The sequence below is a fragment of the Alteromonas infernus genome (assembly GCF_902705815.1).
This window is the reverse complement of the sequence record NZ_CACSIG010000026.1, coordinates 1-24,322: the sequence shown is the minus strand read 5'-3', so window position 1 is coordinate 24,322 and position 24,322 is coordinate 1. Positions and strand designations below refer to the sequence as shown.

The window sequence follows — 24,322 nt, the reverse complement described above, 5'->3', positions numbered from 1 at the left end:
TTAATGATAACCAGCGTCGCCTACTTTTCCTCTAAATACCCAATAAGTCCAGCTGGTGTAGGCTAATACAATGGGAATAACAAATAAGAAGCCCAACAACAAGAAAAGTTGTGAATTATAAGAAGACGCGGCGTCGTAAATAGTAAAGTTTGGTGGAACAATGTAAGGCCATTTACTAACTAATAAACCAAGGTAGCTGAACAAGAATATACCCATTGTGGCAACGAAAGGCATACCATCTTGTTGCTTTTTAACCGAACGAAATACTACATAGGCACACCATAATACCAATACCGGAAGTGCCCAAATAATACTAAAACCTTCAAACCATCTGACCATTGCTGTGCTATCTACATAAGGCGTATAGAAAGACACTACACCAAATACAACAAGCAATGCGATAAGCAATTTAGGCGTAATTTTATATGCCCATTGTTGTACCGCACCGTCTGTTTTCATGATAAGCCAAGTGCTGCCAAGAAGCGCATAGCCTACAACAAGACCAAGACCTGTTAATACGGTAAACGGCGTTAACCAATCAAGGGGGCCACCTGAGTAAACAAAACCTTCAGTTTCAAAACCTTGAATGTAAGCGCCTACTACCGCACCCTGTGCAAAAGAGGCAACAAATGAACCTACAGAAAATGACCAGCTCCATAGGTATTTTGACGTTTTTGCTTTAAACCTGAATTCAAATGCAACGCCTCTGAATATGAGGCCAGCCAGCATTAAAAATACGCCAATATAAAGGGCCGGTAAAAAGACTGAGTAAACCAGAGGGAAGGCCGCAAGCAACCCTGCGCCTCCCAAAACAAGCCAAGTCTCGTTGCCATCCCACACAGGGGCGACAGAGTTCATCATTTTATCACGTGCTTGTTCGTCGGGTGCGAAGGGGTACAAAATGCCTTGGCCTAAGTCAAAGCCATCCATTAGCACGTACATCATGATCCCGAAACCAATGATGCCAGCCCAAATTAAGGTCAAATCAAATGTTGGTTCCATTTTTATAAGTCTCCATCAATAGCCACGTGGCCAGCAGAAAATGGGCGAGCTGGACGTTCTACTTCATCCATTTCATGAGAGGCGTTTGCTTTTTCTAGGCCGCCTTTGAACACCTTAAGCAAGTAGTAAATACCAGCGCTGAATACCAAAGCATATACCACTACATATCCAATTAACGAGAACAGTGCCATGCCACCGGTCAGCGAAGGCGTTAACCCTTCTGCATGAGTCATTTGGCCGTATATAAGCCAAGGTGCTCTTCCTGCCTCAGTGACAATCCAGCCTGCCAGTACCGCAAAGAACGGGCTTATGCTCATCAATCTAAGGCCTTGTAAGAAAACGGGCGATGTATAAATTTTGCCGCCTTTCCTGTAGACAAGCCCCCATACGCCGAACAATACCATCAGCAATCCAAGTCCAACCATGACTCTGAACGACCAAAATACGACAAACACAGGAGGTTGTTCCTCTTTAGGTACCGCCTTTAACCCCGGCACTTCACCATCCCAGTCGTGAGTGAGTATGAAGCTGGCTAACTTAGGAATTTTCAATTCAAAATGATTGGTTTGTGCTTCTTTGTCTGGAATAGCAAAAAGCAGTAGAGGAACACCTGTACTTGTCTCCCAGTTACCTTCCATCGCCGCAACTTTTGTAGGCTGGTGTTTCATGGTGTTTAAACCGTGGAAGTCTCCAATAACCGTTTGAAGTGGAGCAAGGAACAATAAGAACCATAACGCTACAGACAGCGCTTTTTTATTCGCTTCTAGTTCACGTTTTTGCAAAATGAACCATGCACTAACGCCTGCTACAACGAGCGCGGCAGTAAGGAATGAAGCTAAGGCCATGTGCGTAAAGCGATATCCGAAAGATGCTGTGAATAGTGCATCAGCCCAAGATTTTACGTGGTAAATGCCGTCGATAAGCTCCAAGCCGTCTGGGGTTTGCAGCAGTGAGTTGGCTGACAATATCCAAAATGAAGAGATAAACGTTCCTGTTGCCACCATGATAGCGGCAAAAAGGTGTACCCCTTGCGGTACTTTTTCTCGACCAAAAAGCAGAACGCCAAGAAACGCCGCTTCTAGGAAGAAAGCAGTAATGACTTCGTAACTTAGCACAGGCCCTAAAAAGTTAGCCGTGGCATACGAGAAGTTACTCCAGTTTGTGCCAAACTGGAACGACATAACAATACCGGAAACCACGCCTATGCCGAAAACAACGGCGAAAACCTGTATCCAAAATTTTGACAAACGTTGCCAAATTGGGTTTTCAGTTTTGAAGTAAAGTGTTTCAAATCCAGCAATAGTACTTGCCAGACCAATCGTAAACACTGGGAATATGGCGTGAAAACACACCACAAATGCGAACTGTATTCTCGACAGTACGAGAGGATCTAATTCCATAATGCTGGCCTCTTTAGAGATAAACGCAACAGGGTTTTTAATTCACCCTATTTAGGACTGATAGCGGTATTTTACGCTCTAACTTCTTAAATGTATATTTTAAATATACATATTAGTTTATGTGTTAACTATATTTAATGTTTTGTTGGGGCTCTCAAAAAGCATAGCTAGCCTGCAGATAGGCGTAACTAGTGAGTCGTTCGCCAGTGACCACTTTTCTGTTTAGATTGGCAAGCGCTATTCCTGACTCAAATTGCACGCTTTCAGCTATTTGGCTTCGAAAACGTAGCTCAGACAGCGTACCTAGAAAGTCACCATTACCGAGCAATTCGCCGTTCAAACGACTTGAAACGCTACTTCGATGTATATCGAACGCACGTACCTGCATAAAAAGGTGATTGCGTTCATTTAATTGAATGTCAGACGAAACGCCCATCGATGCCATATTGCTGCGCGCAAATAAGCCAAAAATACCTGTTGGCCCATACTCGAACCTTCTTGCACCAAACAGTGTGCTGAAACCTTCAAACGAGTCTGTTGACGTGTCATCACCCGATGCAAAATCATAAAACACACTCACGTTAGCTCGATTAAACCTTGAAGATAGCGCTATGTGGAAAAAGTTAGCGCTAATGGGTTGTGATCGATAATCTCCGCGCTGTAAAGCTACTTCGTAATTTATACCTAATTGTTGTGAAAGTTTTATGTTGGCCAGATTACCGAAGGTTTGTCTTTGTGTTCTTTTTAGTGAGTCTTGATCTTGAAGCCCATAAAATTCGACGTCACCAACAGATGTTTTTAGGCTTGCATGAATTCCATAGAAACGCACGTCTGAACTTGATGAGTCAAGTTCCCTATCATTAATGCTTTGATGAATATCTAAAGTAGGCTTTCGGGTAACAGGTAAGGTATAAAACGCTGTAATTGATAGGTTTGATAGAAAGGCATCAATTTTTACGCCGTCGAAGGTATTGAGCGTATTCCTGAATCTATTTCTGGCTATGAGGCGCCTGCTTCCGACGTCCATCGTGAACCGGCCTGCTTTTAACGCAATCGTTTCTAAATTTTCGTCGTCTACTACACCTCGCCAAGACGCAGCGAGTTGGACAGGCTCTAACGCATTAGAATCGTCTGTTCCCACTGGTGTAAACTGACCCTCTTTAAAAATCCGGCTGTCCATGAGTTCAGCCTCAAACTGAAGTGGACCATATTGGTAAGCAGCATGTGTGGATATTCTTGTTACGACTGCATCGTCAGCTGCGTTAGATGCAGGCAATTGATTATTTACGTATTCGTATCTAACCCGAACATTAGTCGTTATTCTAACGCTATGTTCGGGTGTTTTATTTGCTATTACAGTGTTAGGTAAGAATATGAGAACTAAACCCAATGACAGGGTAGAAAGCTTAACTAAAGACATTTTGCTTGAACTGCTGTCTCATCAGGTATCTCAACTGTACCGTGCACATTAATGACTTAATGGCAGCTGTTTACGTTGCCATTCATCCATGCCCCCTGCCACAGAAAACACATACTTATGGCCCATATCAGTTAACGATTTAGCGGCTAACGCGGACCGGCCGCCGGTCTTACAAATTAAGTAAACACTGCGTTGCGCCAAGTCGTTAATTGCGTCCTGTTCCTCGCAATGATGGGCAAGAAGTGGGTGGCTACATATTTTTGCTTCAAGCATGCCTCTAGGGAAATTCACCGAGCCGTTAATGTGGCCGTGTTGGTATTCCTCACTTTCCCTAACATCAATCAAAATAACGTCTGGTTGGGTCAGCGCCACCATTAAATCGTCTACTGTAACTTCCTCAACCGCAGCTTTCACTTCGCTAATAAATACCTTTGGCGTTTTCATCGTTCACCTCACAGTTGATTAATAGGCACTTTGATGTAGCTAACGTTATTGCTTTCTGGTGGTGGTAACTCACCGGCTCTCACGTTAACTTGAATAGAAGGCAAAATAAGTCTGGGCATACTTAACGTCGCATCCCGCGCTTCACGCATTTTTACAAATTCATCCTTTGAAATACCGTCTTTAACGTGAATGTTGTATTCCCGCTGCTCGCCAACTGTCACCTTGCTTTCATGTGTGCGATGTTGAGTTGGGTAATCATGGCAAACGTAGATATTGGTTTCTTCAGGTAATGCCAAAATACGATGTATGGAGTCGTACAGGGTAGTTGCGCTACCACCGGGGAAATCACATCGTGCGGTACCTACGTCCGGCATAAACATAGTGTCACCCACAAATACCGACTCGTTATTAAGTAAATAGGCAATGTCTGCAGGTGTGTGCCCCGGTACATGCATAACCTCAAAGCGCATGTAACCCACTTCAAGAACCTCACCCTCTTCAAACAATCTATCGAATTGAGCACCGTTAGGTAAAAACTCTTTCTCTAAATTAAACAGCGCTTTAAATATTTTTTGTACTTCAGTAATGCGCGCGCCGATACCAATTTTGGCGTTATATTTGCGCTTGAAAAATGGTGCGGCTGATAAGTGATCAGCATGGGCATGGGTTTCCAAAACCCATTCTACTGAAAGCCCTCGTTCATCTACAAAGTCTGCAATTTTCTGTGCACTGGCGGTATGTACGCGGCCCGCGCTGTAGTCAAAATCTAATACCGGGTCGATGATTACCGCTTTTGAAGAAACTTTATCTTCAACTACATAGGTAAAGGTTTCGCTGTCATCGTCTAAGAAAGAAGTAATTTCAATATTCATGGTGATCTCCTAAATTTAGAATTAGGTGGCATGCTTTCATGCCACCAATAAAAGCGTTTCACTTACAGCGCTTTTTTACAGAAGTACCAGTCGACATAGTTGTAGCCCGCAGACTCACGACCTTCGGCGTCTTCGATAGTGTGAGGAGGTGGAACAATAACTTCATCACCAACCTTCCAGTTTTCAGGGGTTGCACAGCTGTTTGCATCGCTGGTTTGTAGTGCTTCAACCAATCTTACGAATTCATTAATTGCTCGGCCATTGCTCATTGGGTAATAAACCATAGCGCGAAGAATACCTTCTGGGTCGATAATGAAAGTTGCACGAACAGCAGACGTGTCGCTTGCGCCAGGTTGAACCATACCGTAAGCCTTCGCTACTTCCATCGACAAATCAGCAATGATTGGGAAAGGAATAGTTACGCCAAACTTCTCTTTAATGTTGCGAACCCAAGCAATGTGCGAATGCGTGCTGTCGATAGAAAGGCCAAGTAGCTCAGTATTAAGTGAAGCAAACTTGTCAGCCGCATTAGCAAAACCGATGAATTCAGTAGTACATACTGGCGTGAAATCAGCAGGGTGAGAGAAAAGTACCAACCACTTGCCTTTGTAATCAGAAAGTGACTTTTGACCGTGCGTTGTCTTAGCACAAAAGTCAGGTGCAGGGCGGTTAAGTTGCGGGAAAGTTACGTTGTTTTGAATTTCTGTCGTCATGATTAAGCTCTCTTTTGTTTAAAGGTGTATTTAATTTACACATTTAATGTATAGTGAGTTATGAGGTTTTTCTAATATATTTTTTTGAATAGCTTCATCGGATTAATCGTTTAATGAAATTAATTAGGAATGAAATGATGACAAAATTTTTAAAAGCACTTGTTGTTGGAGCGCTCTTAGCTAGCGTTTCAGGCCTCGTTGAGGCAAAAGAGACCAACTTGGTTGACGGTCTAGCGGTAGTCATTACATCAGAAAATGAACAGGCTCAGATGATGGCGATGGTGCTATCGCTTCAAACGATAAAGACACATGGGAAAGAGGCACATATTACATTATGTGGTCCTGCGGGTAATTTGGCGCTACGCAGTACTGTAACGAAGCCGATGAAGCCAATGGACGCCTCACCGTCAATGATGCTTAAAAAGTTAATCCAGTTAGGCGCAAAAGTAGAGCTTTGCCCGCTTTATCTTCCTAATAAACCGGGTTCTGACAATGCACTAATAGAAGGAATTACCGTTGCTAAACCCGTTGAGGTTGCAGAGCGCTTACTAAATAGCAATTTTAAGAACTTAACGTACTAGTATAGCGAAATGGAAGCCTTGGCTTATAGTTGCCAGGCTTCCGCTTAATCACTGCTGTTGATAGCTTTTTTTCGTAAGGGGTCTAAGTAATATTGAAGGCTTGCCTCGGACAATTCGCCCATATGGCTGTCAACCAATTTACCGCCGGCATTAAAAAATAAGGTGGTGGGAAGCCCGAAAGCGCCTAACTCTTTTGCTGTGCTGCCAGTAAAATCAAAATATGTATTTTTCAAATCAATTTTTTGTTTGCCCAAAAATTGTCGTACTTTACTCGGCGCTTCTCCCTGATTTACAAAAATATACTCTATGTTTACATCGTTTTTTTGCGCGTATTCCAACATTGGCATTTCTCGCCTACAAGGCGGGCACCACGACGCCCAAAAGTTTATAACGGTAGGCTTGTTATTGTTTAAAACTAACTCGATGGGTGTACCGTCAGCATTGTAAACGTTGATAGTTTCAATCGTTCTTTGATTGCTTAGCATTGAGTTAAAAACAAAAAAAGGGAAAACTGCAACAGCCGTAATAGCTGCCGATTTTATGTATATAGAAAACAGTTGGCTGTACTTTTTGCTTCTAAATAACATGATGCACACCCCTGCAAACCAACCTATTGATTGGTTAAAACCACCGTCTCGTATATCAATTGATGATAGCCAGTCGTGCTGGTACACCTCCCACATGGCAATAACAAACGCGACTCTAGCGGCGAACAACCCTGTAAATAAACTATAAAATAAGGTATCAGTAGCAAACGATTTGTATGATGCCTTGCGAGTGAAAAAAGCAGTTAGCAACCATAGTGAAATAACACTTACTATAGTTAGAAGAGAGTCAACTGTTAGGGCAATTGGGCCTATTGAAATACTCATAAACATAAAAAACAACTTATTGATAATAACGTCGGAAATAGGCCTACACTGATATAGACATTGAAAATTGAGACCGGTTGTAATAATAAACTTAAATAACGGACTGGCTCAGCCTCGCTCAAACCTAGAAGTCTGCTTCTACGCCCGAACTATCGACTCATTCAACAATTGGGTTTGTCTTTATTCAAAGAGCTATGCCGCTTTATCTTCTTGTTGAAGAATATCTTCAAAAAACCAAGCGGCTAGTGCATAGCGCCCTTCAAGTTGAGACTTTGCGTAAACTGCCGATGCTTGTTGTCTAACGGTTTTCTCTTTTGTATTTCTTGCCGCTGCAATTTCTTGCGTGCTTAAGCCTTTTAACATGAATAAGGCTACCTCTTTTTCGCTCGGGGTTAAGCTCCAATCATTGAACTGATTTTCGACCTCGTGCAAGTATTGCGCTTTCACATTTCGCAGCTTGTTATTCATAGAGCTCAATCGTGCAGTGGCGGTATTGAGCTCGGCGAGTAACAGCTTTGTTTTTCGGGTGCGTTTACGCATATCAAAGATAAGATAGACAGCCATCAAACCCGCAAGTAACACAATCATCGATTCTTCGATAATGTGTGAAGTAGGCACATTCAGTGACAAATCGACCATGACATCTCTGAAGTTTAAAAACATGATGAGCAATAAAAGGCTAGTAATTACTTTATCTTTCATTTTCTTTAAAAACAGTAAGTTAGGGCTTTATGGGACATATGTCTAATGACGATGAGACATATAAAGGAGAATACTAGAGGTATTAGTTTCTCTGGCGTCTGCTTATGAATACCCGTTATCTGTTCATCCTTTTAAGTTTTCTCGTGTCGAGCTTATTTTCAATCAGCAGCGTGGCGGCTGAAACGTTAAGTGCTATCACCAACAATACTACACAGCGCTTAAAGCAAATCTATAACGTTAACCCCGAAAAATTGCAGGATAACGTTAAAAGTATCAATCGTTGGTTACAAGGGCCAGCCTCTTTGCAGCTTATTGCACTGCCAAGCAATACACAAGGCGGTACAGATGAATATGAGGTAGGGTGTTTTTTCCCTTTCGGTCACCTGCGGGCAGAGAGCTAGACGCTCAGCAGTTGTCTATTACCAACGCGCTGGATAACCTTCAGGAAACGCGGTTCAGGCTAATGACAAGCGGTTTAATAAGAGAGGCACTGTGGCAGCGTCTCTTTGCAAAAGCCGAAGTAGATGGGCTTTTAAGCAAGCAAGAGTGGATTGCGTCGTTAGACGGTGTAATAGCAAGCTTAGCAAAAACTGGCGAGCTCGACCGTATCGCCTCATTGAGGTGGCAGCAGGAAAAACTTTCACAGCAATTGGCGTTGAAAAAAGCGCAAATGGCGTTAGAGAAGGCGCAGAAACAATACAAACAAGTCACGGGTACTGATGTATTACCAGAGCAAGTGACCGAAGCCCTAGCTGGTGATCTTGAGAACAAACTGCAAACACACCCTGAATTAAGGCTACTTACCCTGAGTCAATCTCAGATTGATATGAACTTGGCGCAGTCTGATCAATCACTTTCTCCTTGGGTGCTAGGCGTTATAGCAAGGCAGCTTAGGGGACCAGCGGGCAATGAGAATCTGCTTGGTGTCAGTATTAATATTCCGCTGCCAATGGGCGAGGGCAACTCTGCAAACAATTATGCCTCATGGAAAGCAACACGCGACGAACTTACCGAAGCATTGGCAGAAACGTACACACGCCTACAAACGCAGCTCAACGACGCATTGCAACAGGTTAACTATCTTACTGAAGCTACAAACAATTTAGAGGAGCAGGTTGAATTGGGTGTAGAGATCGCCGACCTGTACCAACAGCAGGGTAGCGTGTTGCCCAAAACATTTTGGCTAGAGCAACTTATCGCCCAGCAGGAGCTTAAGCTAACGCTGTCTCTCAATCGTCTACGTCGCGCTGAAGCAATATCAAAAGTTAATCAAATCGCAGGAGTTACGCTTTGAAATTATTCACCTTTGTTTTCACAAGTTTGTTTCTGCTGTCAGCTATTGCTCAGACCGAAGTCCCAATCGACAGCCTTGGAAAGTTAAATTTAACCTACGTCAACGCAGCGCCGTCACAAAGCGTGCAAAAGGCGGTATCGACGGGTATTGTAGCGCCTTTTCCGGGCTCCCAATTACACCTTATGGCGCCAATGACGCCGCAGCAGGTGCAATATCTTGTAGCCGATGGCTCAGCCGTAAGCAAAGGGCAGAAGTTAGCTATGCTAAAAGGCAGTGAAGTACATCATTTTACTGAAAATTTAAAAGCAAAAACTGCGTTGCTTCATATCAGCCAAAAACGGTTTAATGCGAACAAGCCCTTATTTGAAGCGAACGCCATATCACAGTCTACCTGGTTTTCTATCGCACAAGCTTATTACGACGCAAAACTTGCCTGGGGGCACTTAGACCATTTTGCTGAAATGTTTGAGTCAGACGAAGATGACGATATCGGATATTTGGTTGCCCCAGAGGCAGGCTTTTTTTTATATGCAAACGGTGAGAAAGACGCGGAAGCAACGCGACTAGGCAGCATAATCAGCAATAGTTCACTCAGAATTAAGACTATGGTAAGCGCTGATGAGGCAAGCCTAATATCAGCAATAGAAACCGCGAGCTGCCAGGTTCAAGTTGCGCGTACAGACGCAATAGTTAACGAGTATCTTACTTCAGTGTGGTCTGAGCCACTGCCTGAAAGCTGCAACCTGAAATTAGGCCAGCGGGCCCAAGTCAGCGGTCACTTTCAGCTTAAAGCTTTGAAAATTCCCGCACAAAGCGTGTTTTACCTGAACGGCCAATCGTCGGTATTCGTGCGTTCTGGTAACGTGCTTAACGTTGTACCCGTGGAGGTAGTTGGGCAAAGTGGATCAGACGCTCTCTTAATCAAAGCAACGCCACAGCTTAATAACCAGCCTGTGCTTTCCTCATCGGTAAGTGCAGTGCAAGGTGTGCTTATTGGACTGGGAGAGATGGAGTGATAGCCCGGATTATACAATTTTCGCTTGTACAGAGGTTGTTTGTACTTGGCGCTTTCATTGGGCTGACTGCTTTTGGAATTAACGCCTGGTTGAATCTGCCTGTCGATGCATTTCCTGATATTTCGCCAACACAAGTTAAGGTCATCATGAAAGCAAATGGCATGACCGCAGAAGAAGTAGAAGCGCAAATAACCCAGCCCATAGAAACCGAGTTGTTAGGTATTCAACATCAGACCATTTTGCGTTCAACCACGAAATACGCCATTACATCCATAACGCTAGATTTTGAACAAGGCACAGATATATATTGGGCCAGGCAGCAAGTAAGCGCACGCTTAGCGAGCGTGGCCGATTTGCTGCCAGCCATTGCCGAAGGCGGGCTCGCGCCTATGAGTACCCCTTTGTCTGAAATGTTTATGTTCACCATTGAAAACCCAAGTCTTTCACTGCAAGAACGCAAGCATATTCTCGATTGGCAAATACGCCCTGTGCTTCGTACCGTAGCCGGCGTTGCCGATGTGAACGTATTAGGCGGGTTTACTCGAACATTTCAGTTTGCGCCCGATTTATCGCGCTTAGTTGCCTATGGGTTTAGTTTAAATCAACTCGAAACAGCTCTGGCCGAAGCTAATATGAATGGAAGCGTTGGGCGAGTGCGAGCAGGCGCCGACTCACTTGTGATCAGAACGCAAAGCCGCGCCACAAGCCTTGGAAGAGCTCGCGGAGTTAGTAGTAGGCAACGTAGGCGGGCAGCCGGTAAGACTGTCTGATCTCGGTACACTCTCCCTTGGCAGCCTTACGCGCTATGGCGGGGTGACCCGAAACGGAGAAGAGACTACTCAAGCGTTAATCGTAGCGCTAAAAGACAGTAACACAGCCAGTGTTGTTGAAGGGGTGATGGAAAAGCTAAAGGCGCTGAAAGCTACGCTGCCAGAGGGGACCGAGCTTAACGTTTTTTACAACCGTAAAACGTTGATCGATACCGCTGTTGGCACCCTTACCAATGCGCTCACACAAGCTGTACTTATCGTTATTGTTGTATTGGCTGTGTTTCTTGGTAATGTGCGTGCGTCTTTCGTGGTTGCGCTGGTTATTCCTATTGTTGTGCTGCTTACGTTTCTTGCTATGAGTATGACGGGCATTACAGCAAACTTGATGAGCCTTGGCGGGTTGGTCATTGCAATTGGTATGCTGGTAGATGCGTCGGTGGTTGTGGTTGAAAATACCCTATCGCAGCTTGGCGCGAATAAACCGTTACCTCGCCTTCATTTGGTATATCGTGCTACCCGCGAGGTGGCGGTACCAGTAATTGCAGGCACCGTTATTGTTATCGTGGTTTTCATGCCCCTTCTAACGTTAACCGGGCTGGAAGGTAAACTGTTTTCACCGGTAGCTACCACCATTGTTTACGCCATGATTGCCTCACTGGTCACTGCATTTAGCCTTATTCCGGTGGTTGCTTCGTTTTTACTTTCGTCCAAAGACGGAGGTGTGCCGGAATATTTGCAATCTCTTCAGTTAGCCTATCGACGCTCTTTAACGTTCGTCCTCAATCACGCTAAATTGACAGGCGTAATGGCACTTAGTTTACTGGTTTTAAGCGGTCTTCTGTTCTCGATAACGGGCAAAACCTTCATGCCGGTTATGGATGAAGGCGATATTATTGTGCAATTTGAAAAGTCGACAACCATATCACTCTCATCATCACTTGAAATAGACAAACAAATAGAGCGCATGCTGTTAGCGTCGTTTCCAGAGATAGAGCAAGTTGTGGCGCGAACTGGCTCAGACGAATTGGGGCTAGATCCCATGAGCTTAAATGAAACCGACGTTTTTATGCAGCTTGCACCTTCAGATACCTGGCGCTTCAGCAATAAGCAAGCGCTGGAAGCGTCCATACGAGAATCGCTTCAGGCATACCCGGGTATAAACGTTGGGTTTACGCAGCCTATACAAATGCGTGTGTCTGAAATGCTAACCGGCACAACAGGAATGGTCGCCATCAAAATTTTTGGCGCTGATATGCAAGCACTGTCGGATATTGCGAATAACGTGGCTAACGTTGTGCGAAAGCAAGAGGGCGCAGTAGACACAAACGCCACGCTAATTGAAGGCGGTGACTTTCTTAGCATTATTCCCAAACCGGGCGTAGCCATGGAATTTGGAATGACTAACGCGGCCCTTTCTCGCTACCTGAAAATGCAGGTTACCGGCATTCAGGTGGGAGAAGTAATAAAGGGAAGAGTGCGTACACCAATCTACTTTGGTGAGTTAGAGCAGGGGCAGGCAGCTATTCTTTCACCAGATGTACTTAACAGCATGATGGTACTTATGCCCTCGGGCCAAGAGCTAGTGCTCTCTGATATCGCGAATATTACCCGCACACAGGGCCCTGCTGTAATTGAACGAGAGAAGGCCATGCGCTTTGCTGTGGTAACCACAAACGTTGAAGGCCGAGATTTGGTGGGGTTTGTTGAATCAACGCAAAAGGCTGTTGGTTCTAGTGTGTCTTTACCATCGGGCTATGCCATAGAGTACGGCGGCGAATTTGAAAACCAAATACGCGCGACGAATAACCTGCTTACGGTAATACCCTTGGTTATCGCAGTTATTGTACTGATACTGTTTACTATTTTTGGTTCGCTAAAACTGGCTGCACTGGTTATGGCTAACGTGCCTTTTGCAGTAATGGGCGGCGTTTACGCACTGTTTATTACCGGCGAATACATTTCAGTTCCAGCTTCAGTGGGCTTTATAGCGCTACTAGGTGTGGCAGTGCTTAACGGCGTGGTAATGGTGTCGCATTACGAATCATTGAAAAGGCAGTCGTTATCGCTATCTGAGCGCGTAGCAAACGGAGCGGTGTCACGTTTACGCCCTATTTTAATGACCGCAACCACAGCAATGTTTGGCTTATTACCTTTGGCGTTTGCATCTGGGCCTGGTGCAGAAATTCAAAAGCCGCTAGCGATAGTCGTCATTGGCGGGTTAATTTCATCAACGCTTATCACATTATATCTTTTACCTATTGGCTATCATTATTTGGAGCGCCGTCAAAATGGATAAATCCCAGCTACTAACGTTGTTTATCGACAAAGAGATGGAAGCTGATGTGGTAGATTGCCTTATTCAGTTTGATGGTGTGAGCGGTTTTACTGTATCCACCTGTTTTGGCTTTAGCCGCGAGAGCGTCCATCTTAACAAGGCCGAACAAGTCGCGGGAGGCCGGCACATGCTGAAAGTAGAGGTAATACATAACAGTGAATACGCGCAAGGGATGTTGCAAGCGTTAAAGGCACTTAATGACCGAAATGCCATACGCTATACCATAACGCCAGTATTTGATGAGGGCCACATAGTTCAAAAAACGCTGTAAGCCGAAACGTGTACTAAAAAAGATACGCCGCTAATGCGGCTTGCGTATAACATTGCAGCGACTAAGCGCGCCTAAACTGCATGCGCATAAAAGTAACCATCGCCACACATACAACACTATTCTGATAAACTGTTTTAAAAGATTACCCGTTTAAAGCTTTAATGCATTATGGCGTCTAGAAAAAGTAAAACAAAGGATCGTGTATGAGTAGTAATACCCGAGATGCAGCCTCATCAAAGGCTAGCACTGAACAGGAAAGCGCATTTAGCGTAATCGACAAGCCTACCTTTTTTGGCTCTCTTATTCTTCTTCTGTCTGTCACTCTTCCCCTTATCATTTGGCCAGACCAAGGGGCACAATGGGTAGCCATCGCCAAAGAATTCGTTACCAGTAAGCTAGGCGTTTTATACCTACTGCTTGGTGTGGGCGCAGGTGGCTTCATGGTGTACATCATGTTTAGCGACATCGGCCAAATAAAACTGGGCGAACCTGAAGAAAAGCCTGAGTTTTCGCCTGTATCCTGGGCTGCCATGCTGTTTTGTGCCGGTATTGGTGCTTCTATTTTTATATTGGTCGATGATTGAGTGGGTGTACTACTACCAAGCACCACCGTTTCACATAGAAGGCGAAACCCCCGAGGCCGCTAAATGGGCCGCGGCCTACGGTATATTCCACTGGGGGCCGTTAGCGTGGGCGATTTATCTTATTCCCGCCGTGCCTATTGCCTACTTTTACTACGTGCGCAACCACAGCGTATTAAAAATATCCGAAGCGCTTATGCCGGTAATCGGCGAGAAAATGGCCCACGGCTGGTTGGGTAAAATCATCGATATTAGCTTTATCTTCGGTATGTTAGGTGGCGGGGCCACCACGCTGGGCCTGGCGGCACCTATGATCAACGAAGGGGTACATGAACTATTCGGGGTGCCTAAATCCCTAACAACCCAAGTTATTGTGCTTATAACCTGTACCGCTATATTCGGTTACAGCGCGTATGTAGGCCTAAAGAAAGGCATTAAGCTGTTATCAGACATAAACTTCTGGCTGGCCGTGGGGGTTATTGCTGTTTATCTTCATAGTAGGCCCAACCCTGTTTATGGCAAATACCGGGTTAGACGCCCTTGGCCGGGTAATGAGTAACATCATAAAAATGGCCACATGGCTAGAACCCTTCGCCGAATTCAACGGCTTTGAAGACACCCACTTCCCACAAGACTGGACCATATTCTACTGGGCATGGTGGCTGGTATTTGCGCCAAGCGTAGGGCTATTTATCGCCCGTATTTCGCGTGGGCGTACCATTCGCACTATGGTGGCGGGCTCTATGTTCTTCGGTACTATGGGCTGCTTCTTGTTCTTCATGGTAATGGGGAACTACGGCCTGTATTTACAGCTATCGGGCGAGCTTGACGTAGTAAGCATACTTAACCAGCAAAGCCCAACAGCGGCTATTTTTGCCATGCTGCATACGCTGCCGCTAGACTACTTAGTTATTGCTGTGTTTACACTGTTGGCACTTATATTCACCGCTACGACGTTCGATTCTATTTCTTACATTCTGGCAGCCGTAGTGCAAAAAGAAGTGGATGAAGAGCCACTGCGCTGGAACCGTTTATTCTGGGCCTTTGCGCTATCCTTCATGCCCATAGTACTTATGTTTGTAGGCGGGTTAGAAACGCTACAAACCGCATCGATAATAGGGGGCGTACCGCTACTCGCCGTTGCTTTAATGCTGTGTATTGCCATAGTACGGGCGGCCAACTACGACATGCGTTATCAGCCCGATTATTCAATAAAAGAAATCAACATAGGCGAATTCCCCGACGACGACCCATGGAGCGAAGAGGGCAGTTGGGAAATTGAAGAGGAAACCGAAGAAGACGTGCCTATTGCGGCAAAACCTAAACCTCGGGAACCGAAAGACCACATTGAAGGCGACCCGCACAGCAGGCCTTCTAGGCTGTAGGTTTTAATAACAAATGTGTTAAGCAAAACGCTGCCAACTGGCGGCGTTTTTGTTTCATGAACCCGCACAATTTACTTTTTCTAAAAACTGGCTGTGGTACCGTAATTAGCTCCATTAGCCTTAACGTTTAAGCCAAGTAGCAGTATGTCAGTAAAGAATTATCAAAAATTCTACGAACCACTAAACGCGGTACATTCGGCTGACTTTAACCGCTGTATTTACTGCGGCTGCGAAGCGGCCCGGCAAGATTTTATCCCACCCATAACATTCATTCACGACTGGCAAAGCGGGCACCTACAGGCCGATTTTATCTCCGTGCCTTCATGCAACGAATGCTTCGACCTATTAAAGAATGAAAACAACGGCACGTTAGAACCCAGAATTACCGTGCTAAAAAAGCGATTGGCAGAAAAGTACAAAAAGGCCATTAGGGTTTTTAACCACTGGAGCATGGAAGAAATTGAAGAGATGGACGCGGCATTTCAAATAAGCCTTAAAGGCGGCATGCGATTAGGCAAAGAAACCCTTTCGCGCCTTCAATATTCAGGCTTCGACTATGAAGTAAACGGCAGCATAACGCGGGTGGCAAAACCCCAGCGCGAAGTGTTTAAAGTATTCGATGAAGAATTTAGCAGCTTTAGAGAAGCGCTAGCCTTCGCCAGCGCCACCTACAAAATAAAGAAAAGCCGATTAAGCCAGCTTTATTTCGACAACGATGAAAGCTTTGATAGGGCGATTGAGGTATTTCATGGGTTAGTTGAGGGTAACCAATAAAAATTTTATTGATGGCTTTGCGCGCCGGAGTCAGAGATTCGAACTCTATCGGGCCCACCATTTTTTAAAATTTGACCGTTAACCCCCAAAAGCAAAGAATTTTAGACGTCTAGCATGTGTTGCATGGGCGCAACCATCATTCTTGACCGTTTTTTAAGAAGTACAATTCAGAAAACCCCATTTTTACAAATTCGGTATCTCTGAAGTTTCTTACGGTTTTTTTGTCTTTACTGATAGCGGCAAGTTGCTGTTCAGTTTGCAGGAACTGGGAAAGGTCTATTCCCTCAGCATCAGCCACGGCTTCATGCATATTTTGATGGCGGCTGTAAGAAAAATTTATCTCTTTTGCCACACCTTTAAACTTATAACGTACTTTATGGGCCATGTTCTACTCAAGTTGATCGATGTAATTCAAAAACTGTTTAACCGCTATTATAAACTCAATTAGCGCTAATGATTAGCGTATTAAAAAAAGCGGGTGGAAAACCGCAGTGTGAGGTGTTTAAAGTATTCGATGAAGAATTTAGCAGTTTTAGAGAAGCGTTAGCCTTTGCCTACTTTATCTACAAAATAAAGAAAAGCCGATTAAGCCAGCTTTATTTCGACGATGATGAAAGCTTTGATAGGGTGGTTGGGGTTTTTAATGGGTTGGTTGAGGGAATACGTGAAACGTTGAGATGATACTTTGTACAATGAATGGAATACAGGTTCGCTTGAAGTTAATTTGTTGTATAAAATCAATGTTTTAAATTGGCTCTTGATTTATAAAATCGGATTTCCCCAAAATGTGCTTATTTTGGTGCAAACCACAATACTAACTTTCGCGCGGAGTGCACCGTTCTATAGCTTGAAAATAGTTTCATGATTTGCTCTCAAATCGTCCCCCGAACCTTCTCAGTAAAACAAATAGTTGTAAGTCGTTGCTAAAGTTTTAAGGTATTTTTTAAAGGGAAAGGTAAAACAAACAATCTTTTCAATGTTGGATATTATCAACCCTAAAATGTAATATACGCGGTTTGTATGAAATGGTGAGATAAGTCCGTGCACGATTATGATGATAAAAACTATATTGTTCCTGACAATCCTGAGTTCGCCAGTTCTATTCACACCATAAGTTTCTTCTCTGGAGCTGGGGGGTTAGATATAGGGGCTCAGCTGGCAGGTAGTAAAGTTATCTCAAGCTTAGATTTTAATAAGCATGCTGTTAATACTCTTCAATCAAATCCGTATTTTAATCATACTGAACATATGCATGGTGACATATCAGAATTTGATGGCTTGAACTTCAAGCAAGTGCTTGAAAAAAACAATCCTGAAAAACTCATACTGATTGGAGGGCCACCTTGTCAGCCTTTCTCAAAAGCAGGTTATTGGGTAACTCACGATAATAGGTTAGGCAGTGATGACCCAAGAAACATGGTTGGTAACTATTTACGGATGGCTTCAGAACTTCGCCCAAACGGATTCTTGCTTGAAAACGTTGAAAGCCTAGCACACCCTAAAAATAAACATGTAATAGATGAAATTCTCGAATCCCTCGATAAACTCGGCTACAGCACGATTGTTTATAAGGCAAATGCGATTGACTTTGGTGTGCCTCAAAAAAGAAAAAGGATTTTTATTTTCGCTTCATTGAAAGAAATAACATCTGCACCGACTCCTACTCACGGAAATAAAGCTGATTTATTTGAGCAAGAGTTACGTGCATACGAACGCGTCATAGACTGGATTGGGAAATTTGATAAAGACGAACTCTTTGAAAAAGAAGAAGTCGCTGTAGGTAAAACATATTATCACGAACTGACAGAAGTCCCACCGGGGAAAAATTATATTGCTTTAACAGCAAAAGAAGGCTATCCCAATCCAAAATTTGTAGCTAATAAAAGGTTTTGGAGTTTTCTCCTGAAGCTGCATCCTGAATTACCGTCATGGACTATTGCCGCACAACCAGGGCCCTGGGTCGGACCTTTTCATTGGAATAATCGACGGCTTCGCGTGCCTGAAATAGCTGCAATTCAGACATTTCCTGAGAACTACAAGTTTGCTGGTTCACGAAGAGAAATTCAGCGGCAAATTGGAAATGCAGTACCGCCTTTATTAGGTAAAGCAATGATGAGTCACTTGATGGAGTTTGTTTAAGTGGTTGGTAAGAAAATTGTAAGTTTATTTTCGGGGGCTGGTGGAATTGATCTTGGTTTTGATGCTGCTGGCTTCAATACAGTTTTTGCTTCGGATATTTGGCCTGTCGCCTGTAAAACGTTAGAACAGAATTTTCCTGATGCAAAAATTGTATGTGAAAGTGTTGAGAAATTAGATTTCCAAAGTATTAAGAGAGAGCATGCTGAAATAGCCGGGGTGGTGGGAGGCCCTCCTTGTCCGCCATTTTCAAAATCAAGGTTTTATAGAACAGAAAAGCAAAGGGGGTTGGAAGACGCCGATGGATTTCTAACAGTAAGTAATTACTTTCGAGCTGTCGAAGTTTTAGAGCCGGAATTCTTCTTTTTTGAAAACGTTCATGGCTTCGTATACAAGCCTCACAAAAGCGCTCTTGAATATCTTAAAGAGGAAAGTAAAAGGCTTGGTTATAAAGTCTCGTTTAAAGTTCTCAATGCCGCAGATTTTGGGGTCCCGCAAACACGTGAACGTTTTATCTGTATTGGAGTTAAAGAAGAATATGATGATTTTATTTTCCCTGAGCAAACCCATGTTAAGCCTGAAAAGTTAGACAATTCAATGTTGTTACCTTGGGTAACGGCTGGTGATGTACTTGGTGATATTGATTTCGATCTGCCTGAGGATGAAAAAATGAAGGCTGGCTCGAAAGACCATGAGTTGCTAAAGCAGATACCTCCTGGTGATAACTATCTGTATTTTACGGAGCAACGCGGGCACCCATCACCTAAGTTTAAATGGCGTTCTAGATACTGGTCTTTTCTATTGAAACTATCGCCTAATAGACCTTCATGGACTATTCAGGCAAGCTTCTCAAATAACATGGGACCATTTCATTGGAAAAATAGATTTTTGAGAATTCAAGAAATAAAAAGAATTCAAACATTCGACGACAATTACTATTTTGAAGGTGAATTTAAAGATCAATGGCGACAAATTGGTAACGCTGTCCCCCCGCTTTTAGTTAAAAAAATAGCAGAAAAAATTAAAAAGGATTTTAGTTCATGAGCATTTGTAAACACATTGACTCCTCAGGAAATATTTATGAAGATGATATAGAAAATGGCCAGAATTATGAAAAAATATTCTTTGATGCTTTAGAAAGTTGTAAAGGTGCCTCTTATAAGAAAATTTCAAAAAAATTGGAAGGTAATAATAATTCAGACGCTGATGTGGAGTTGATAAACGTAACTATTGGAAGCTTTGATTATTACTTTTACTTGGGAAGAATGAGTTTTAGAAGTAGAAAAAACCCAAATGAAATTGGCTTACAAATTTCAAAACCCCATACACTTAAAAGGATGAACGAATTTTTAGGCTTAAATATAATATGTGTGGGCGTATATTCAAATATAACGAAGAAAAGAAAAAGTGAAGTTCTGTTTTACTTTTTTAATTTGCACCATTGGTGTTTAACAACTGATGCTGCTTTCAAGAATATTGGAAAAAGTAAAAAAGAAAGTAGTAGTAGCCTATTTGCGTTCCACGATAGAGATAGTTCGGAAGCAATAAAAAATAAAAAGCCGAATTTACGAGAAAATGGTGGTAGATTGATTTTGACTTGCAGAGAAAGCGAACTATGCCAGTCTCTTCGAGAAGATTTACATAAAAATTTTTACATTAAAAGGACTGCTGATGGAAATCCTTATAATTTTATAATAGAAAACGACCCATCCTCGACCCTTCTTTCAAAGCCAATTTTTACTTTTAGCCGGTATTTCTGGTACTGGCAAGTCGCGTTTTGTGCGGGAGCAAGCTGGTAATAGCTCTAATGAACTAAATTGTGATGGTAATCCGAAAAACTATGAACTGGTCTCAGTTCGCCCTGACTGGCATGAGCCGAGTGATTTATTAGGCTATGTAACACGTTTGAGTAACAAACCGCAGTTTGTCTCAACGGATGTCCTGAAGTTTATTATAAAAGCTTGGAAAGAAATTAATCCTGCGAAGGAGCATTTTCAATCAGGTAAGTTCGAATTTAAGAGTGACTTAAAGCCCTTTTGGTTATGCTTGGACGAAATGAACCTAGCGCCTGTTGAGCAATATTTTGCGGATTATTTATCGGTATTAGAAACACGCAAAATCGAAAGCGGTAATTATTTCTGTGCACCTTTAATTAAGGCTAGTGTACTTACAGAGGTGTTTTCAGGTACTGATAAAGGATCTAAGGAATATACTGAAAGAAAAAAAGCGTTGGCCAACTCCTTGGGGTTAGAATCAAACGATGTTTTATTTGAGTGTATTTTAGAACACGGTATTCCATTACCTTACAACTTGATTGTGGCGGGAACGGTTAATATGGATGAAACCACTCACGGCTTCTCCCGCAAAGTGATCGATCGAGCATTAACATTGGATTTTGGCGAGTTCTTCCCAAACGATTTTGATCAATATGGCAAAAAAATATTCTACCCAGAACTTTAACCTACCCGACACAAACTCAATTTAAATCAGAGTCGCTCGATACCGATATAGCTCTTCGAGAAACCTGCGAGTTTTTAAAAAAGGTTAATGAAGTATTAAAAGGCACGATGTTTGAATTAGGGTATCGTGCGTTAAATGAAGCCTTGTTAATGGTTCATTCGTTTCAGCCATATTCAGAGGATAAATCTGATTCGGTGAAAAAACTCTGCGCAGTTTGGGATGACTTTCTGATGATGAAGGTATTACCGCGTATTGAGGGCGATGAAGATAAGTTAGCCTTTGTAAATGAAGAGGATGGCGAAAACCAAGGCCTAACGATCTTGCAAAAGCTAGAAGCTGTTCTGAACCCCGCGCAAAAGGTCGAACAAGCGGTTTCAACTGAAGCTGAAAATCATACAGATGACTCGGAGACACCTATCGTTGAGGATTTGGGTGAAAATAAATCATTTCATGGACTTTCATCGAAAATGCTATCGCCAATTTGGAATGGAGAAGTACGCCCTGATTTATTGCGCGAGGGTGCAGGAAGTATTGAATGCCGTAGTAGAAAAAAAATTAAGCAAATGCAAACCAAGTTAGGCCGAGGCTTTACCACCTTTTGGCCATAGGGTTATTGGTATGAAAGAGACCATATTATCGTTCGCGACGCCCGACTTTGAATGCTTAGTGCGTGCTGATAGTAAAAAAATCGGCAAGCGACAAAACGCATTATTGGCGGTATTAAAAAAACGCGACGCGCTTTGCGAACTGCTGCCAACAAGCGAGTTAAAGTTTACGTATAAAGAGGAACTCAAAAGCTTTTCCAGTGAATTATCTGCACTTAATTTATGTCCTTTGGAAGGTTCGAAAAGTTTAACAATACAAAACCCCATTTTTTTTGAAAATACGTCTTTGAAATCGAAATCCGATTTGTAGATTCAGTGACCTCTTGTGTGCCAACGCATCATCTTCAACGAATCCAAGATAACTTTTCTGTAAATTCGGTCAAAACAGATAAAGAGCCAGCTTGGTTGCGGTTAAATTTGAATTTCAATAACGATTTGGGTTGGTTTGCTCTACCGTTCAGTTATGTCCGAAATGGTATCACGATTGAACAATGCCTATCGTTTGAAGTATGGCCTTTCAAAATGGATATGGAAAAGGATTTAAGCGCTATTTATAAGGTTTTAGATAAAGCGCATCCTTTACTTCGTTTTTCTTGGAAGTCAGCTACTGAGCAAACTTTTGACCGATCTCGGTTTCAGCATGAGCCATTTGAATTGTTATGGCTAGCTGAGTTTAAGTCTTTGAACGAGCAGATGCAAAAAGGCTATAAGCAGATTTTAAATGCGCCCCATAATCGGTTGATGCCAGAGAAAGTAAACTTAAAAGCAGAGCGGCTAAAAGGTAAATTACCGAATAAATTAGCAGAAAAAGCACGCGCCGATATTCAAGCTAAATTGCTTAATCGACGTTATGCTTTGAATCAAAAACGTTTAAGCCTGGATACACCAGAAAATCAGTTTGTTAAGTACGCACTCAATGCAATCAGTCACAAGTTAGAACAGATTAAACAGAAGGTTTCAGTACTCGATAAAGCTATTACAAAAAAAGGAAATGATGGCGTTTTTAGTAGGGCTTTCTATGACCACTTTTATGAGTTGAGCAAACCATACCAACAGTTTAAGCGTTTTCCTTTGTTTAAACAGATTAGTGATTACAAAGGCTTAAAGTCTGAATCTTTAGTACTGCAACAAAAAACAGGTTATTCGTTGGTTTACCAGTCTTGGCATAAATTAAAATATTACTTGGATGTGCTCGGTAATGAAGCCTCAGTATCAGTAAAAAACATAGCTGAGTTGTATGAGGTTTGGTGTTTTTTACAATTAGCAGATATTTTGCAAAGCCCCCCTTTTAACTTCGAACTAATGGGTAAAAAACCTAGGCTGATAGATAGACTGGATAAACAAAACTTGGAATATGGCGTTAAAGAGGGTAATGAGAGTTTATTTTTATTTAGCCGAGGCAACGGAGACCAAGAAGTTAAAGTCGAACTTATGCACGAATTTTCGATTGGGGAAAAAAATAAAAATGCCAAAAATCAAAAAAATTCTTATGTTTCTTGGATGGCAGAACATAAGCCAGATATATTTATGAAAGTGACTTTTGCCGATGGGCTTGAATATGTATGGTTATTTGATGCCAAGTATCGAATCGACTCTGGAACGAATGACAGAGATATGGTGCCAGTAGATGCGTTAGCCCAAATGCACCGTTATAGAGATGCCATTATTTACCGACATGATGCCGACACGCTATCACGCCCAGTTTTTGGTGCCTACGCATTGTATCCGGGCTATTTTAAAGAACAAAATGGAAAAAATCCCTATCACCAATCAATCGAACAAATTGATATCGGTGCTTTTCCCATGCTTCCAGGTCAAAAACAAAAGTGGTTGGTAGAATTTTTGAAAGAAGTAATAGGGGAAGATTCCTCTACTAAAATAATTAGAGAAGAATCACCGACATACTTTACTCAATCAATTGATATTAAAAAACGAAACTCTACGAAGATTTTACCCAAAGGTATTTATTCAAAAACAAAATATTTAATATAAAGCAACTATGTATTACCAAGCCCTCGTAAATGATTCTCTATGGTTAAAAATTCAGCAACTGAAAAAGCTATTAAAAGTTATCTATTTCATAGTATTTTGAGTTAGTGAATCTGTTCTATTACGTTCTTATTATTCCATAGGTAATGGTCTTTAAAAACCTGTAGAATTTTAGATTTTAAGTGATTAACTCAATCCTTCTTTATAAAATTAAAAAGCATCTGGGCATTTATAAACAAAGTAGAATGTAGTTAAGATATAAGCAACGATATATGTGACGCCTAAATAAGGAAGTAACCAACTAGCGACTAAAGGTTCCTTAGGTGAAAATGTCAGAAGTATCAGTATGAGGTTAACCAGAAAGGGAGTCGCTGATTTGCAGATGTGGTTGAACTTAGTTTTCATTAGTGACAAGCCTACCTTACTCATTCTCAACACCATGCGACAATTTATACTTCATAAATACCCAAGTCACACTCAGCACAAACCCTATACAGTTTAATATAAAGACAAGCCTAAGGAAATGACTTGTACTATTACTCTCTATAAAAGCAGCAGCAATAAGAACTATGTTGATAAAAAACGCGGTTAACAGATAGACTACGATTCCTTTCATAACTATGATCCTATAGTAGTTTCTCTAAATGCTCGCGAATTCAACTCCGAAGTGCACCACTCGCTAAATTAGGCAGCCTTGCGT

At 42.5% G+C, this 24,322-nt stretch carries 21 protein-coding genes and 3 pseudogenes; 15 read left to right on the top strand and 9 right to left on the bottom strand.

All coding sequences use genetic code 11. From position 1 onward, the window contains the following. From cydB to ACX5J7_RS06830, 6 genes are all read right to left on the bottom strand, one after another. Entirely contained in the window at positions 1 to 1,002 is a 1,002-nt protein-coding gene (gene cydB / locus ACX5J7_RS06855; RefSeq protein WP_012516614.1) for a cytochrome d ubiquinol oxidase subunit II, read from the bottom strand. 2 nt (positions 1,003 to 1,004) lie between these two features. Beyond that, entirely contained in the window at positions 1,005 to 2,402 is a 1,398-nt protein-coding gene (locus ACX5J7_RS06850) for a cytochrome ubiquinol oxidase subunit I (protein WP_012516615.1), read from the bottom strand. Positions 2,403 to 2,556: 154 nt separating this feature from the next. Continuing rightward, positions 2,557 to 3,822: an alginate export family protein gene (locus ACX5J7_RS06845; RefSeq protein ID WP_015065872.1), complete on the bottom strand. Its 1,266-nt coding sequence runs from the start codon at positions 3,820 to 3,822 to the stop codon at positions 2,557 to 2,559. 48 nt (positions 3,823 to 3,870) lie between these two features. Continuing rightward, positions 3,871 to 4,266 (bottom strand): rhodanese-like domain-containing protein, encoded by a 396-nt coding sequence (locus ACX5J7_RS06840; RefSeq protein WP_015065873.1) that lies wholly within the window; start codon positions 4,264 to 4,266, stop codon positions 3,871 to 3,873. Between the two features lie 8 nt (positions 4,267 to 4,274). Continuing rightward, entirely contained in the window at positions 4,275 to 5,138 is an 864-nt protein-coding gene (locus ACX5J7_RS06835) for an MBL fold metallo-hydrolase (protein ID WP_024015442.1), read from the bottom strand. A 62-nt stretch (positions 5,139 to 5,200) separates the two neighbouring features. Beyond that, complete coding sequence (locus ACX5J7_RS06830; protein ID WP_012516618.1) at positions 5,201 to 5,851, bottom strand: peroxiredoxin; 651 nt, start codon at positions 5,849 to 5,851, stop codon at positions 5,201 to 5,203. 134 nt (positions 5,852 to 5,985) lie between these two features. On the opposite strand from ACX5J7_RS06830, the gene ACX5J7_RS06825 reads away from it, so the two are divergent. Continuing rightward, the gene (locus tag ACX5J7_RS06825; protein WP_232362892.1) at positions 5,986 to 6,432 is read left to right on the top strand and encodes a hypothetical protein; all 447 of its coding nucleotides are present in this window, start codon (positions 5,986 to 5,988) and stop codon (positions 6,430 to 6,432) included. A 44-nt stretch (positions 6,433 to 6,476) separates the two neighbouring features. Here ACX5J7_RS06825 and ACX5J7_RS06820 read toward each other — a convergent pair whose 3' ends face one another. Together ACX5J7_RS06820 and ACX5J7_RS06815 are read right to left on the bottom strand one after the other, a co-directional pair. After that, entirely contained in the window at positions 6,477 to 7,304 is an 828-nt protein-coding gene (locus ACX5J7_RS06820) for a redoxin family protein (RefSeq protein ID WP_498706571.1), read from the bottom strand. Positions 7,305 to 7,496: 192 nt separating this feature from the next. After that, positions 7,497 to 8,006 (bottom strand): helix-turn-helix transcriptional regulator, encoded by a 510-nt coding sequence (locus ACX5J7_RS06815; protein WP_012516621.1) that lies wholly within the window; start codon positions 8,004 to 8,006, stop codon positions 7,497 to 7,499. A 104-nt stretch (positions 8,007 to 8,110) separates the two neighbouring features. Here ACX5J7_RS06815 and ACX5J7_RS06810 point away from each other — a divergent pair, with 104 nt between their 5' ends. From ACX5J7_RS06810 to ACX5J7_RS06780, 7 genes and pseudogenes are all read left to right on the top strand, one after another. Beyond that, entirely contained in the window at positions 8,111 to 8,407 is a 297-nt protein-coding gene (locus tag ACX5J7_RS06810; protein ID WP_498706566.1) for a hypothetical protein, read from the top strand. Beyond that, a complete protein-coding gene (locus tag ACX5J7_RS06805; RefSeq protein WP_498706564.1) occupies positions 8,368 to 9,300 on the top strand; it encodes a TolC family protein in 933 nt (310 codons plus the stop codon). The genes ACX5J7_RS06810 and ACX5J7_RS06805 overlap by 40 nt, the downstream gene beginning before the upstream one ends. After that, positions 9,297 to 10,316, top strand: a complete 1,020-nt coding sequence (locus tag ACX5J7_RS06800) for an efflux RND transporter periplasmic adaptor subunit (RefSeq protein WP_278384342.1) — start codon at positions 9,297 to 9,299, stop codon at positions 10,314 to 10,316. The genes ACX5J7_RS06805 and ACX5J7_RS06800 overlap by 4 nt, the downstream gene beginning before the upstream one ends. Beyond that, a pseudogene (locus ACX5J7_RS06795) lies at positions 10,313 to 13,382 on the top strand (efflux RND transporter permease subunit). The gene ACX5J7_RS06800 and the pseudogene ACX5J7_RS06795 overlap by 4 nt, the downstream one beginning before the upstream one ends. Then, positions 13,375 to 13,692, top strand: coding sequence for a DUF3240 family protein (locus ACX5J7_RS06790; protein WP_498706561.1), 318 nt, complete (start codon positions 13,375 to 13,377; stop codon positions 13,690 to 13,692). Before ACX5J7_RS06795 ends, ACX5J7_RS06790 begins: the two are co-directional and overlap by 8 nt. Before the next feature lie 203 nt (positions 13,693 to 13,895). After that, a pseudogene (locus ACX5J7_RS06785) lies at positions 13,896 to 15,658 on the top strand (BCCT family transporter). Between the two features lie 144 nt (positions 15,659 to 15,802). Further along, positions 15,803 to 16,432 (top strand): hypothetical protein, encoded by a 630-nt coding sequence (locus ACX5J7_RS06780; protein WP_498706560.1) that lies wholly within the window; start codon positions 15,803 to 15,805, stop codon positions 16,430 to 16,432. A 136-nt stretch (positions 16,433 to 16,568) separates the two neighbouring features. Here ACX5J7_RS06780 and ACX5J7_RS06775 read toward each other — a convergent pair whose 3' ends face one another. Next, positions 16,569 to 16,817: a DUF2960 family protein gene (locus ACX5J7_RS06775; protein WP_012516628.1), complete on the bottom strand. Its 249-nt coding sequence runs from the start codon at positions 16,815 to 16,817 to the stop codon at positions 16,569 to 16,571. Between the two features lie 98 nt (positions 16,818 to 16,915). Here ACX5J7_RS06775 and ACX5J7_RS06770 point away from each other — a divergent pair. From ACX5J7_RS06770 to ACX5J7_RS06740, 7 genes and pseudogenes are all read left to right on the top strand, one after another. Beyond that, a pseudogene (locus tag ACX5J7_RS06770) lies at positions 16,916 to 17,113 on the top strand (hypothetical protein); the annotation flags it as partial. A 360-nt stretch (positions 17,114 to 17,473) separates the two neighbouring features. Then, positions 17,474 to 18,571: a DNA cytosine methyltransferase gene (locus ACX5J7_RS06765; RefSeq protein WP_498706558.1), complete on the top strand. Its 1,098-nt coding sequence runs from the start codon at positions 17,474 to 17,476 to the stop codon at positions 18,569 to 18,571. Beyond that, positions 18,572 to 19,612, top strand: a complete 1,041-nt coding sequence (locus ACX5J7_RS06760; RefSeq protein WP_498706557.1) for a DNA cytosine methyltransferase — start codon at positions 18,572 to 18,574, stop codon at positions 19,610 to 19,612. Further along, on the top strand, positions 19,609 to 20,367 hold the full coding sequence (locus ACX5J7_RS06755) for a hypothetical protein (RefSeq protein WP_498706555.1): 759 nt from the start codon (positions 19,609 to 19,611) through the stop codon (positions 20,365 to 20,367). The genes ACX5J7_RS06760 and ACX5J7_RS06755 overlap by 4 nt, the downstream gene beginning before the upstream one ends. Beyond that, positions 20,348 to 21,028 (top strand): hypothetical protein, encoded by a 681-nt coding sequence (locus tag ACX5J7_RS06750; RefSeq protein ID WP_498706554.1) that lies wholly within the window; start codon positions 20,348 to 20,350, stop codon positions 21,026 to 21,028. Before ACX5J7_RS06755 ends, ACX5J7_RS06750 begins: the two co-directional genes overlap by 20 nt. Next, positions 20,995 to 21,636, top strand: coding sequence for a DUF8727 domain-containing protein (locus ACX5J7_RS06745; protein ID WP_498706584.1), 642 nt, complete (start codon positions 20,995 to 20,997; stop codon positions 21,634 to 21,636). The genes ACX5J7_RS06750 and ACX5J7_RS06745 overlap by 34 nt, the downstream gene beginning before the upstream one ends. A 324-nt stretch (positions 21,637 to 21,960) precedes the next feature. After that, positions 21,961 to 23,625, top strand: coding sequence for a DUF2357 domain-containing protein (locus tag ACX5J7_RS06740; protein ID WP_498706552.1), 1,665 nt, complete (start codon positions 21,961 to 21,963; stop codon positions 23,623 to 23,625). The last annotated feature ends 697 nt before the right edge of the window (positions 23,626 to 24,322 follow it).